Source organism: Brevibacterium samyangense (assembly GCF_039529845.1).
Lineage (GTDB): Bacteria > Actinomycetota > Actinomycetes > Actinomycetales > Brevibacteriaceae > Brevibacterium > Brevibacterium samyangense.
Genome location: NZ_BAAANO010000012.1, coordinates 99429 through 112465 on the forward strand (window position 1 = coordinate 99429; position 13037 = coordinate 112465).

The window sequence follows — 13037 nt, forward strand, 5'->3', positions numbered from 1 at the left end:
GGGGGCGTTCAGCGCAGGAAGGCCCGAGGCACCTCGGCGGCGGTGAGGCGGCATCCGTCCCCGCGGTCCCACAGGACCGAATCCGGGTCGAGGTCGACCGCGGCACCGGGTTCGATCCGCGCATCACGGACGAGGGGTTCGAGGAGGGCCGACGAGAGATTGCCGTCGACGTCGATGTACTCGAGCACGAGCTGTTCGAGGTGGGAGGGCAGACGCCGGACCGGTTTCGAGAACGCACGGTGGACGTCCCGTTCGGGGTCGGCCTCCCCCGAGAGCGTGATCCGGGCGCCGTCGGCGGGCAGGGGGATCCGGCAGGTCTCGGGTGCCTCGACGAGGGTCGCGCCGATCCGGAAGGTACCGAGGCGCACGATCTGGCCGGACGCTGCGGGAACGGAGTCCGAGAGCAACACCTGCGTGCCGGGTCCGATGCCGAGGAGTTTCAACACGCCGGCGATCTTCGCCGCCCGGTCGAGCGTGTCCTCGTAGGAGAGCGAGACGGGTTCGGCGGAGACCGCCGTCGAGCCGGCGAGGAATTCGTCCTCCGCCCGGCCACGGACGATGGGCAGGTCGAGAAGATCGAAAACCGGGTTCATGGTGCTCTTCATGGTGTGCAGGTCCGCCCGGGCACTCAGTCGACGGAGGCCATGACCTCGACGACGCGGTCGAGGAACGCGTCGACCTGGTCCTCGTCGTACGCCTTCGTGCCCTTCTTCGTCCTGAAGAGGACACGACGCACCTCGTCGACGCTCATCGCGTGACCCTGGGTGAAGTAGGCATTGATCCGGTCGCAGAGGTCGTCGACCTCGGCGATGTCGTACCCGATGATGCCGGCGTCCGGGTGGTTGAAGCGGGTGCCGGGCTCACGGACGAGTCGGCCGCGGAGGGAACCGGCGGCGCGGGTGAGTTCCTGCACCCAGGCTTCCTGCCCGGATGCGGCCACGAGGCGATCCCGGGCCCGCTTGGCGAACGCGTCCTCGAGACGGTCGAGCGCCGCGTCGACGACTCCCACGTGGTAGCCCTTGCGCACGAGATCGAAACCGACGGTGCGGACCGCGCGGGCATCGAGGTCACCCGGCTGCGGGGTCTCCCGTTCGAAGGACTCACGGGCCCGCTTGAAGAAGCTGTCGACCTGTGCCGGGTCGTAGCCGTTCTTCCAGCCCGACATCGTGGGGAAGTTCGTCTCCACCAGTGCTACTCCTTGGTTCCGGATACGTGTGCCGTGTGGTGCATCCCTCATTCTGCCGCAGCCAACTGGCCGCATGCACCGTCGATCTCCTTGCCGCGGGTGTCACGGATGGTCGTGGGTACTCCTGCGTCCACGAGTCGACGGACGAATTCCGCGGCCACCTCGGGTTCCGAGGCGGTCCACACGGAACCGGGGGTGGGGTTGAGGGGAATCGGGTTGACGTGGACCCAGCCGCGCCCGCGGGCGTTGAGCTTCTTCGCGAGGAGGTCCGCCCGCCACGCGTGGTCGTTCATGTCCTTGATGAGGGCGTACTCGATGGAGACCCGGCGGCCGGTCGTGAGGTAGTACTCGTACGCGGCGTCGATCGCCTCGTCGGCCTTCCAGCGCGTGTTCACCGGGATCATCTCGTCGCGCAGGCCGTCGTCGGGGGCGTGGAGGCTGAGCGCGAAGGTCACCGGAATGTCCTCGGCGGCGAGCTTCCGGATCGCCGGGACGAGGCCGACGGTGGAGACGGTGATGCGCCGCGGGCTCATCCCGATGCCCTGCGGTGCCGGTTCGGTGAAACGACGGACCGCGTTCATGACCCGCTTGTAGTTCGCGAGTGGCTCCCCCATGCCCATGAACACGATGTTCGTCACGCGTTCCTGGCGTCCGGTGAGGACCTTGTCCGCCGGGGCGGCGTTCGGTGCGGTGCCCGGAGCGGGGTCGCCCTGTTCCTCGTCGGCCTCGGAGCCGACCTCGGCGGCGCGGCCTCCGAGGAAGTCGACGTCGTCACCGGAGTCGACGGCGAGATCGCCCGAGGCGATGACCTGGTTGGCCCGTACCACCTGTTCGACGATCTCCGCCGTCGACATGTTACGGGTGAGGCCCTGCTGGCCGGTCGCGCAGAAGGGGCAGTTCATGCCACAGCCGCACTGGCTGGAGATACAGAGCGTGATGCGGTTGTGGTACCGCATGAGGACCGATTCGACGAGTGCACCGTCGAAGAGGCGCCACAGGAACTTGATGGTGTCGCCGTTCTCGGTGCTGATCCGACGGACCTCCGTGAGGAGGGTCGGGAAGAACCTCTCCTGGATCTGCGGGCGCAGGTCCTTCGGCAGGTCCGTCATGAGCGCGGTGTCGGTGACGTTGTGGACGAAGTAGTGCGTGGAGAGTTGCTTGGCGCGGAACGCCGGCAGGCCCATCTCCTTCACCGCCTCGATGCGTTCGTCCATCGACATGTCGGCGAGGTGTTGCTGGGGCTGCTTCACCCGCGGGGACTTGAAGTTCAGCAGGGGCCGGCCGTCCCGGGTGAGAGTGCGCGAGGTCGTCCCGTCCTCGTGTTCGACGACGGGTCGGACTTGTCTGCGCGGCATCTGCGCGCGGGAATTCTGCTCAGCCATGGCGCTTCATTCTCTCACAGCGGCTGCGGGCCGGTCTGTGATGTCGACCGGCCCGCACCTGCACTGCCGGACTGAACCCGAGGTCGCCGCGGGTGCGGCGCCTCGGGCCCCGGTGCCCTCCGATCCCTCAGTGCGAGGGATCGAACACCTTGCCGGGGTTCATGATCCCATGCGGGTCGAGCGCCCGCTTCACCGCGGTGTGCATGTCGATGACATCCGCGCTGAGCTCCTCGTGGAGACCGTGCTTCTTGAGCAGGCCGATGCCGTGCTCACCGCTCACGGTGCCACCGGCGGCGAGGGCCGCCTCGATGATCTCCGCGAACGCGAGTTGGGCCCGGGCCTTCGCGTCCTCGTCGCCGACGGGCGTGACGATGAGCGGATGGAGGTTGCCGTCCCCGGCGTGGGCGATCTGCGCGATGATCGTGTCGTGCTTCGCGGCGATCGCCTGGATCCTCCCGAGGACCTCGGGGACCTTCGTCCGGGCCACGCACACGTCCTCGGTGAGGACCGGGCCGAGGCGCTCGAGGGCCGGGTAGGCGAGGCGCCGGGCGGCGAAGAAGGCCTCGGCCTCCTCGTCGCTCTCGCTCACGGCTGCGAAGGTCGCCCCGGCGTCCTCGAAGGCCTTGACGATGCCGGCACACTCCTCCTCCCCGGCGGCACCGGGGACGTCGGAGGACGCGAGGAGCAGCACCTCGGCGTCGGCCGAGAGCCCCATGTTCTTCCAGTCGTCGACGGCCCTGAGGCAGTACGAGTCGACGAGTTCGAGGGCCGAAGGGATGATCCCGGCGGCGGTGACGTTCGCGACGCCCTGTCCCGCCTCGACGAGGGAGTCGAAGTAGCCGACGACCGCGCGGGGCTTCGGGGGCAGGGGCAGGAGCCTCACGGTGACCTCGGTGATGACGCCGAGTGTGCCCTCGGAGCCGACGACGAGGCCGCGGAGGTCGTAACCGGCGACGTCCTTCGCGGTGCGCTTGCCGACGCGGACGAGCTTGCCCGCACCGTTGACCATCTCGATGCTGAGGACGTACTCCCCGGTGACGCCGTACTTGACGCAGCAGAGGCCGCCGGCGTTCGTGGAGACGTTCCCGCCGATCGTCGACCAGGGCGCGGAGGCCGGGTCGGGCGGGTACCACAGACCGTCCTCGGCGACGTGAGCCCGGAGGTCGTTGTTGACGACGCCGGGCTGCACCCGCGCGGTGCGTTCGGCGACATCGACCTCGAGGACCCGGTTCATCGCATCCATGCTGATGACGAGGCACCCGGACAGGGCGTTCGCACCGCCGGAGAGGCCGGTACCCGCACCGCGCGGCACGACGGCGACGTGGTTCTCGATGCACCAGTTGACCGCGGCCACGACGTGCGCGGTCTCCCGGGGGCGGATCACCGCGAGGGCTTCCTCGAAGGGAGCCCATTCGGCGTCGTCGTGGAGGTACCGCTCCATGACGTCACGGTCGGAGATGATGATGTCCGCCGGTACGACGGACGCAAGGGATTCGAGTGGAGTCACCGTTCTGTTCTACCACTCGGGCGAACCGAGCGCGGAACCGTATCGAGTGGTCCGACCACGGTGCGGACGTATTCAGAGCGACATGTACCCGGGGAGGAACGAGAAGAGGACGAGTGCGACAGGCGCGGTCGGGAGGATCGAGTCGAGGCGGTCCATCACTCCCCCGTGACCGGGCAACAACGTGCCCATGTCCTTGAGCCCGAGGTCGCGCTTGATCATCGACTCGGAGAAGTCACCGAGGGTGGCGAACGCCGGCATGACGAGGCCGAGCACGACACCCGTCCACCACGGGGCGTCGAACGCGAGGAGTGCGAAGCCGAGACCGACGGCGATGCAGAGGAACGCGGATCCGGCGAAGCCCTCCCAGGACTTCTTCGGAGAGATACGCGGGGCGATCGGGTGCTTGCCCCAGAGGACGCCGGCGAAGTACCCGCCGATGTCCGAGCCCACGCACAGGGCGATGAAGAGGATGATGAGGAGATTGCCCCGCGGGAGCGTGAGCAGGTACACGAGGAACGAGGCCATGAGGCCGACGTAGGTGAGCGCGAAGAGGCTCAGACACACGTCCTTGACGGCATTCGCCCGTTGCTCCAACAGCGTGAAGACGAGCACGGCTCCGGCCCCGATCGTGAACGCCACCCACAGGGCCTCACGGCCACCGAAGTACGTCGCGAGGATCATGCACCCGGCCGCCGTCATCGTCGGGATACGGGCGACGAGCGAACCCGAACGCGACAGGGCGTTCGCGAGTTCCCACATCGCGGCGAGCACTCCGGCGAACACGACGAGGAGGAACAGCGGCGGATAGAACACGAGGGACGCGAGGACGAGACCACCGAGCACCACACCGACGCCGATCGCCGCCGGGAGGTTGCGCCCTGCGCGGCCGTAGTCCTTCCCGGCGGGCAGCGGGAGTGGGGTCACGAGTCCGTGGCCGAGGGCCATGGCCGGCCCGGTCGCGAGGAGTTCCTTCGTCGCGACGGCACCGGCGACGTCCTTCGCAGGGGACGTCGGGCGCTTCGACCCACCGCCGGAGGACGGCTCCGTCGACTGCGACTTCGCGGGGCTCGACTCCGAGGTCGGAACATCCGCGGAGGCACGGTGCGGGGCCTGCGCGCCCTTCCGGTCCACCGAGGCGCTGCCCGGGCTCCCACCGCGGGGCACCTCGGTGGCGGAGAAGGTTGCCTCCGTGGGTGGTGCGGCGGGGGCGGACGGCGCGTTGTCCCGCCGGACCGGCTCCGGGCCGGACGCCGCGAGCATCTCCTCGGTGACGATCGGCAGGGGCATCGAGATGCGCTCGGCCTCCGCCGCCCTCTCACGCGCGAGGCGGGCGGCCCGGCGCGGTGACACCTTCGCGAGTTCCGTGGTGTCCCCGGTCCGGGTCGCCTCCTCCTCGAGCCGCCGGAGGTCCCGGCGGCGCGGAAGAGCTGCCTCGGCGTCCTTCGTGTCCACTGCGCTCAGACCTCGAGGAGTTCCTTCTCCTTGGCGGCGAGAAGTGCGTCGATCTCCTCGACCTTCTTCTTCGTGACGCCCTCGAGCTCGGTGAGTGCGGCCCGGACCTCGTCCTCGCCGGCCTCGCCGTCCTTCTGGATCTTCTCGAGGGTCTCCTTCGCCTTGCGGCGGATGTTGCGCACGGAGACCTTGCCGTCCTCCGCGTCGCTCTTGACGACCTTCACGTATTCCTTGCGGCGTTCCTCCGTGAGTTCGGGGAGGACGATGCGGATGATGTTGCCGTCGTTCGCGGGGTTCGCACCGAGATCCGAGTTGCGCAGGGCACTTTCGATCGCGCTGAGGGCACTGCGGTCGTACGGCGTCACGAGCAGGGTGCGGGCCTCCGGGACCTGGAACGAGGCGAGCTGCTGCAGCGGCGTCGGCGAACCGTAGTAGTCGACCATGATGTTGGCGAAGAGGGACGGGTTCGCGCGGCCGGTCCGGACGTTCGCGAAGTGGTCCTTCGTGGACTCGATTGCCTTGTCCATCTTCTCGGTGGCTTCGGCGAGGGTTTCCTTGATCACAGTGGCTTCCGTTCCTACAGGGATGGTCGGATTCATTCTAGGCCGATTGGCGGTGGCACTGCCGCCCGGTCGGGGTGTTTCAGCCGGTGACGCGGGTGCCGATCTCCGCGCCGAGGATCGCCTGACGGAGGTTGCCGGCGCCCTCCATCCCGAACACGCGCATGGGCAGCGCATTGTCCATGCACAGCGAGAACGCGGTCGCGTCGACGACCTTGAGCCCCTTCTGGAGCGCCTCGTTGTACGTGAGGTGGTCGAACTTCGTCGCGGTCGGGTCCTTCTTCGGATCCGCCGAGTACACACCGTCGACGCCGTTCTTCGCGATGAGGACCTCGTCCGCGTGGATCTCGAGGGCGCGCTGGGCCGCCACGGTGTCGGTCGAGAAGAAGGGCAGGCCCGCGCCGGCGCCGAAGATGACGACGCGGTTCTTCTCCATGTGCCGCATGGCGCGGCGGGGAATGTAGGTCTCCGCGACCTGGGTCATCGGAATGGCGCTCTGCACACGGGTGTCGACGCCCTGCTGTTCGAGGAAGTCCTGGAGCGCGAGGCAGTTCATCACGGTGCCCAGCATGCCCATGTAGTCCGCACGGGTACGGTCCATTCCGCGCGAGGAGAGTTCTGCACCACGGAAGAAGTTGCCTCCACCGACGACGATGCTGATCTCCACGTCCTCGACGGCCGGTGCGATCTCCTTCGCCACATTCGACACGACGTCGGGGTCGACGCCGACATTGCCGCCGCCGAAAACCTCCCCCGAGAGCTTGAGGAGGACCCTGCGTCGCTCACCTCGCAGGGGGTGGTTGGACCGACTCGACGAATGGACTGGGGTTTCGGACATCGCTCTTCTTCCTCGCTTCCGTGCGACTCGGTCCGGGCGCGACCCGGCCGCGGACCGCCGCCCAGTCTATCCGGCGCCACGGACGCGACGAGGGAGAACACGACGAGGGAAACGACACAGCGGGCACCGTGCCTTTCGACACGATGCCCGCTGGGTGGATCGCTCCGACACCGGCTCACGCCGGAGTGGTGATCAGGAAGGGATCAGTTGCCCACGCGGAAGCGGAGGAAACCGGTCGCCTTGAGGCCGGCGGCCTCGAGGACCTTCGACACAGGGGTCTTCGGTTCCTTCGCGAAGCCCTGCTCGAGGAGGACATTGTCCTTGAAGAAGGAGTTCACGCGGCCCTCGACGATGTTCGGGATCGCACGCTCCGGCTTGCCCTCGTTCTTGGCGGTCTCGAGAGCGATCTCGCGCTCCTTCTCCACCAGTTCCGCGGGCACCTCCTCGCGGGTGAAGTACTTCGGCGACATCGCGGCGATGTGCACGGCGACATCGTGCGCGACGGCCTGGTCGTCACCCTCGTACGCGAGGAGAACGCCGACCTGCGGGGGTAGGTCCTTGTTCGTGCGGTGCATGTAGGACTCGATGTTCGCGCCCTCGATGCGACCGATGCGGCGCAGGGCCACCTTCTCGCCGAGTGCGGCACCGCCCTCGGTGATGAACTGGGCGACCGACTTGCCGTCGACCTCTGCATTGAGCAGGGTCTCGGCGTCGGCGGCACCGTTCTTCACCGCGAGGTCGAGGACCTCGTTCGCGAGCTGCACGAACTTGTCCGACTTCGCCACGAAGTCGGTCTCCGAGTTGAACTCGATGAGCGTTCCGACACCGTTCTCGACGTGGGCGGCCACGAGGCCGTCCTCGGTCGAACGGCCCTCACGCTTCGTGGCGCCCTTGAGCCCCTTGATGCGGAGGAACTCAATGGCCTTGGCCTTGTCGCCCTCGGCCTCGTCGAGCGCCTTCTTGACGTCCATCATTCCCGCACCGGTCTGCTCGCGCAGCTCCTTGATGTCAGCGGTGGTGAAGTTTGCCATGCGATCTCCTTCTGAGACGTGGATTGTCGTTCGATCGACGAATCGATCAGGCTTCGGTGGCAGGAGCCTCGTCGGCTGCCGGAGCCTCCGCTGCCTCGGCGGCAGGAGCCTCGGTGGCTGCAGCCTCTGCGGCGGAAGCCTCGTCCTTGCCCTCGAGGAGCTCGCGCTCCCACTCGGCGAGGGGCTCGACGGCGGAGACGTTCTTCTCACCCTCGTCACCGGAGTGGCGCTTGATGAGGCCCTCGGCGACGGCGTCGGCGATGACCCGGGTGAGGAGGTTCACGGAGCGGATCGAGTCGTCGTTGCCCGGGATCGGGAAGTCGACCTCGTCGGGATCGCAGTTGGTGTCGAGGATGGCGATGACCGGGATACCCAGCTTCTTCGCCTCGTCGACCGCGAGGTGCTCCTTCTTGGTGTCGACGATCCACACGGCGGAGGGGGTGCGAGCCATGTCGCGGATACCACCGAGGGTGCGCTCGAGCTTGTCCTTCTCACGACGGAGGATGAGGAGTTCCTTCTTCGTGCGACCGGAGCCGGCCACGTCGTCGAAGTCGATCTCCTCGAGCTCCTTGAGGCGACGGAGACGACCGGACATGGTCTGGAAGTTCGTGAGCATACCGCCGAGCCAACGCTGGTTGACGAACGGCTGGCCGACGCGGGTCGACTGCTCCTGGATGGCTTCCTGGGCCTGCTTCTTCGTGCCGACGAAGAGGATGCTGCCGCCGTGGGCGACGGTCTCCTTGACGAACTCGTAGGCCGAGTCGATGTAGCCAAGGGTCTTCTGCAGGTCGATGATGTAGATGCCGTTGCGCTCGGTGAAGATGAAGCGCTTCATCTTCGGGTTCCACCGACGGGTCTGGTGACCGAAGTGGACACCGTTGTCGAGCAGCTGGCGAATGGTGACGACGGCCATGCCGACGCCCTCCTTCCGGTGCGCCTGCGAAGAGGCGCGGTCGTGCCGTTCCCGTTCCCGGGAAGCAGCGGTTCGGTTGATTCCTGGTACCCGCCAGGTCCTCCACGAACCCCGAGGGCCCCGGACTTGCGCGCTCCTGCGCCTGTGGACAGGGGCGAGCGTGCTCGAGGCGTGGGATCCGCACCGGTGAGAACCGTGGGAAGTCGGATACGCGTAGTCGGAAGTGGACACACTTCCGCTGTGATGATTCTACGGCCACCCCGCGAGTTCGCCCAACTCCGCACCGGGGATGCCGCCCGTGGAACGGTCGACCGTGGCAGGGGTCACGCACGCGGCGACCTCGGTGCTCGTTCCTGTGGACGCGTGTGCGGGTATCCACAGGTTCCTCGCAGGGCTGTCGCCCGGTCAGCGGCCGGGCCACGCTCGGATCCATGCTGATCCGATTCCCGCGCGTGCCGGGCCCGCGTCTCCTCCGTGCCCGTGCCACCGCACTCACCGCTGTCCTCGTCCTGCTCATGACCGGCGTTCTCGCCTCCGGGGCACTGCCCGGGCCCACCTCGTCCGCGCCCGCGCATGCGGCGACGACGCAGGGGTCGTGGATCACTCCGGTGCCCGGGATGGAGATCGTCCGCGCCTACGATCCGCCGGAGCACGCCTACGGATCCGGCCACCGCGGCATCGACGTCGCCTCCCTTCCGGCCGAGCCCGTGCGCGCACCTGCCTTCGGAACCGTCCACTTCGCGGGGATGGTCGCGGGCCGGCCGGTCGTGAGCCTACGGGTGGGCAGCCGGATCGTGTCCTACGAACCGGTCGTCACGAAGCTCGAGGCGGGAACTCCGGTCTTCCCCGGAATGCCGATCGGACTCGTCGGAGTACCGCCGCACTGTGCGTCCGGTTGCCTCCACGTCGGCGTGCGATCGGCGCTGTCGACCGGCCGCCAGTACGAGGATCCGGCACCGCTCTTCGCGATGGACCCGAGCATCCTCCTGCCGGAGGACCGGGCACCCGCGGCCGCCCCCGTGCTCCCGGCGTCCGGCGCCTCGGCGGGTGGGGCTGCGGGGGCATGGGGCGGGCACCGGAACGGTCGGATCCCCCAGGTCGCGCTGTGCGCCGTGACGAGCGCAGCCGGCCACAGCCTGCGGTGCGATGCCGCGCGCGCCTTCGATGCACTCGCGGCCGCGTTCGAGGCCGACTTCGGGCGCCCCATCTCCGTCACCGACTCCTACCGGGACTACGACACCCAGGTGATCCTCAAACAGCGCAAGGGACGCTTCGCCGCGACACCCGGGACGTCGAACCACGGGTGGGGCCTGGCGATGGACCTCGGCGGCGGGATCAACACCTTCGGTTCCGCCGAACACGAGTGGATGCGGGCCAACGGGCCCGCCTTCGGCTGGGTCCACCCGTCCTGGGCCGGCGCCGGAGGGTCCCTCCCCGAACCCTGGCACTGGGAGTTCGCCGGGTGAGGGGGAAGAGGCGTCGCCCCGGACGGTTCGACGTTCAGGCGCGGGGGTGTGCCTGCCGGTAGCTGTCCCTGAGCCGGCCGAGGGAGACGTGTGTGTAGATCTGCGTCGAACTCAGGGTCGCGTGGCCGAGGAGTTCCTGTACCTGCCGCAGATCGGCACCGTTCTCCACCATGTGGGTGGCCGCCGAGTGCCGCAGCCCGTGCGGGGAGAGTTGCGGAGCACCGGAGATGCCGGAGGTCGCGGTCTGCACGACCTCCCTCACCCGCCGCGCGTCGATCCGGCCACCGCGTGCCCCGAGGAACAACGCCGCTCCGGCACGGCCCGGGTCCTGCACGAGCACACGGCGGCCCGCGCTCTCCCAGAGTTCGAGGGCCTCGGCCGCCGGAGCGCCGTAGGGCACCCGACGCTGTTTGTTGCCCTTGCCCAGCACCGTGACGAGCCGCTTCTCCCGGTCGACGTCCCCGAGGTCGAGACCGACGAGCTCGGACACCCGGATCCCGGTCGCGTAGAGGAGCTCGATCATCGCGCGGTCCCGACGGGCGAGCGCGAGCGCGCGGGGACCGGGCGGCTCCGGGGCGGTGGTGCCGGCGTCACGGTCGGCGGCGTTGTCACCGGCGCTGTGGTCGTCGACGGTGCGTGCACCCGCATCGTGATCGCCGAGCATCGTCCGCGCCTGTTGCTGTTGAAGGACGGCGGGGAGCCGGGAGGCATGGCGCGGAGCGGTGAGCCGGAGGGCCGGGTTCTCCTGCAGATGACCGTGACGTACACAGAAGCGGAAGAAGGCCCGCACGGCGGCGATCCGCCGGGCGCGTGTCCGGGTGCTGAGCCCGGCCCGTGCACCCGCGACGAGCCATTCGCGCAGATTCCCGAGCTCGACCGATTCGAGCGCGAGAACCTCCCCGTCCGGTGCACGGAGGAATGCGAGAAGACTGCGGATGTCGGAGGAATAGCTCCGGACGGTGTGCTCCGACGCGTTCCGATGCACACGGAGGTCCTCGACGAACGCGTCGAGGACCTCGGCATGCGCCGGAGGCAGCGAGTGGACCGCAGGATCAGCCATGCCTCCACTCTAGGACCGCTTCCACTGCGGTTCCGGGAGGCGGGCACGCGGCGAGTACGCTCGCTCAGCCCTCCGGGGGCGTCCTCTTCACCCAGCCACCACGGACGAGCTGTGCCCGCCCGGAGAGTTCGAGTGCCGCGAGCGCGGACATCGTCGTGCCGATGTCGAGGCCGGCGCGGACCGCGACCGAATGCACGTCCGAACCCCTGCGGACGGGCAGCGCTCCGAACACCTTGACCTCCTCCGGTTCCATGTCGTCGGTGATCCGGAGTTCGCCCTGCACCGGACCACCGGAACCTTCGGTGAGCAGGGGTTCGACGAGTTCGAGGACCTCCGCGGTGCTCGTCACGAGTGTGGCCGCCCCCTCCCGTACGAGCCGGTGACACCCGGCGTTCTCCCCGTTCGTGACGGGGCCGGGGAACGCGGCGACGGGACGCAGGAGTTCGGCCGCACGGTTCGCGGTGTTGAGTGCGCCCGACCGCCACCCGGCCTGCACGACGACCGTCGCATCCGCGGCCGCGGCGATGAGCCTGTTGCGCATGAGGAAACGATGTCGCATCGCCGTCATGCCCGGTGCAGCTTCCGAGGCGACGGCCCACGACCGGGCAACGGTGCGCAGCAGCTCCGCGTTCTCCCGCGGGTAGAAGCGATCGACCCCGCCCGCGAGGAACGCCACGGTCCCACCGCAGGCGACCCCGTCGGCGGGAACCGCTCCCCCGGCGGCGGCGATCGCGGCCTCGTGCGCGGCGGCATCGATCCCGTAGGCACCGCCGGAGACGACCGTACGTCCGGCACGGGCGAGGTCGTACGCAAGGGTCTTCGTCACGTGGAGGCCGTACGCTCCGGCGGCACGAGCACCGACGACGGCGACCGCCCCGCGGGTGAGCGCGGCGAGCGAACCCGGGCCCCTCACCCACAGCGCGTGCGGGGCGTCGAGCCCGAGGTCGTTCACCCCCGGCGGCCAGTCCTCGTCACCCGGGACGAGAATGCGCGCACCGACGCGTGCCATCACCCGGAGGTCCCGTGAGGCGTCGAGTTCGCCGACTCGCAGACCCCACCGCCCGAGCGCCTTCTCGACGGTTGCCGTCTCCACGCGCATTCCGGCCGTTTCGGCCGCGGTGGCCACGGTACGCACCGTGTCCGCACCCGAGGTGCCGAGCAGCGCACGGGTCCTCTCGAATCCGTGCGCGTGCACGCAGGCGGCGAGCAGTCGGTCCCCGGGCTCGGCCGCGCGGAGGAGGTCGGCGGCTGCGAGGCGTTCCGCGTCCTGCCGAGTGCCGCGTCGGGCATCGGCCCGGTGCACGCCCTGCTGTACCTCGTCGTCGGCGGCCCCGCTCATGCGCCCTCCCGTGAGCGCAGGAGAAGCGCGCCGAGGAGGTCCGACCGGTCCGGACGGTCCCGACCGGCGAGATCCGCCATCGTCGTCGCCACGCGGAGGACCCGGTCGTACCCGCGCATCGTGAGAATCCCGCGGTCGAGTGCACCGTCGAGCGGCGCGGTCTCCGTCCCGGAGAAACCGAAGAGCTTCCGGAGGACGTCGCCGGGGGCGCCGGCGTTCGTCGACCACGGTGCCTCGGCCCACCGTGACCGTTGACGTTCACGCGCGCGGGCCACGCGAGCGGCGACGGTGGCCGAGGACTCG

13 protein-coding genes are annotated in these 13037 nt (G+C 69.1%); 1 reads left to right on the top strand and 12 read right to left on the bottom strand.

Annotated elements, in window-relative coordinates:
• Positions 1–8 precede the first annotated feature (8 nt).
• The 9 genes from ABD172_RS06625 to rpsB all read right to left on the bottom strand — a co-directional run bounded on the left by ABD172_RS06625 (position 9) and on the right by rpsB (position 8869).
• Positions 9–605: a hypothetical protein gene (locus tag ABD172_RS06625; protein WP_344308083.1), complete on the bottom strand. Its 597-nt coding sequence runs from the start codon at positions 603–605 to the stop codon at positions 9–11.
• Between the two features lie 23 nt (positions 606–628).
• Positions 629–1186 carry a DivIVA domain-containing protein gene (locus ABD172_RS06630; RefSeq protein WP_344308085.1) on the bottom strand — a complete coding sequence of 186 codons (558 nt, stop codon included), beginning with the start codon at positions 1184–1186 and terminating at the stop codon, positions 629–631.
• A gap of 47 nt (positions 1187–1233) precedes the next feature.
• The gene (gene rlmN, locus ABD172_RS06635; RefSeq protein ID WP_344308087.1) at positions 1234–2568 is read right to left on the bottom strand and encodes a 23S rRNA (adenine(2503)-C(2))-methyltransferase RlmN; all 1335 of its coding nucleotides are present in this window, start codon (positions 2566–2568) and stop codon (positions 1234–1236) included.
• Between the two features lie 127 nt (positions 2569–2695).
• Positions 2696–4075 carry an FAD-binding oxidoreductase gene (locus ABD172_RS06640; RefSeq protein ID WP_344308089.1) on the bottom strand — a complete coding sequence of 460 codons (1380 nt, stop codon included), beginning with the start codon at positions 4073–4075 and terminating at the stop codon, positions 2696–2698.
• Between the two features lie 72 nt (positions 4076–4147).
• Positions 4148–5527, bottom strand: coding sequence for a phosphatidate cytidylyltransferase (locus tag ABD172_RS06645; RefSeq protein WP_344308091.1), 1380 nt, complete (start codon positions 5525–5527; stop codon positions 4148–4150).
• Positions 5528–5532: 5 nt separating this feature from the next.
• On the bottom strand, positions 5533–6090 hold the full coding sequence (gene frr / locus ABD172_RS06650; protein WP_344308092.1) for a ribosome recycling factor: 558 nt from the start codon (positions 6088–6090) through the stop codon (positions 5533–5535).
• Between the two features lie 79 nt (positions 6091–6169).
• Positions 6170–6925: a UMP kinase gene (gene pyrH / locus ABD172_RS06655; protein ID WP_344308093.1), complete on the bottom strand. Its 756-nt coding sequence runs from the start codon at positions 6923–6925 to the stop codon at positions 6170–6172.
• A gap of 203 nt (positions 6926–7128) precedes the next feature.
• Positions 7129–7956: a translation elongation factor Ts gene (gene tsf / locus ABD172_RS06660; protein WP_344308095.1), complete on the bottom strand. Its 828-nt coding sequence runs from the start codon at positions 7954–7956 to the stop codon at positions 7129–7131.
• 46 nt (positions 7957–8002) lie between these two features.
• Positions 8003–8869 carry a 30S ribosomal protein S2 gene (gene rpsB / locus ABD172_RS06665; protein ID WP_344308097.1) on the bottom strand — a complete coding sequence of 289 codons (867 nt, stop codon included), beginning with the start codon at positions 8867–8869 and terminating at the stop codon, positions 8003–8005.
• Positions 8870–9300: 431 nt separating this feature from the next.
• Here rpsB and ABD172_RS06670 point away from each other — a divergent pair, with 431 nt between their 5' ends.
• Positions 9301–10335, top strand: coding sequence for a D-alanyl-D-alanine carboxypeptidase family protein (locus ABD172_RS06670; protein WP_344308099.1), 1035 nt, complete (start codon positions 9301–9303; stop codon positions 10333–10335).
• A 34-nt stretch (positions 10336–10369) separates the two neighbouring features.
• Here the strand turns inward: ABD172_RS06670 and ABD172_RS06675 are convergent, their stop codons facing one another.
• The 3 genes from ABD172_RS06675 to ABD172_RS06685 form a co-directional block, all read right to left on the bottom strand.
• Complete coding sequence (locus ABD172_RS06675; RefSeq protein WP_344308101.1) at positions 10370–11395, bottom strand: tyrosine-type recombinase/integrase; 1026 nt, start codon at positions 11393–11395, stop codon at positions 10370–10372.
• A gap of 64 nt (positions 11396–11459) precedes the next feature.
• Positions 11460–12734, bottom strand: a complete 1275-nt coding sequence (locus ABD172_RS06680) for a DNA-processing protein DprA (protein WP_344308103.1) — start codon at positions 12732–12734, stop codon at positions 11460–11462.
• Positions 12731–13037, bottom strand: a 307-nt coding sequence (locus ABD172_RS06685) for a magnesium chelatase subunit ChlI family protein (RefSeq protein ID WP_486303312.1), incomplete at its 5' end; no start/stop codon positions are given. The genes ABD172_RS06680 and ABD172_RS06685, both read right to left, overlap by 4 nt.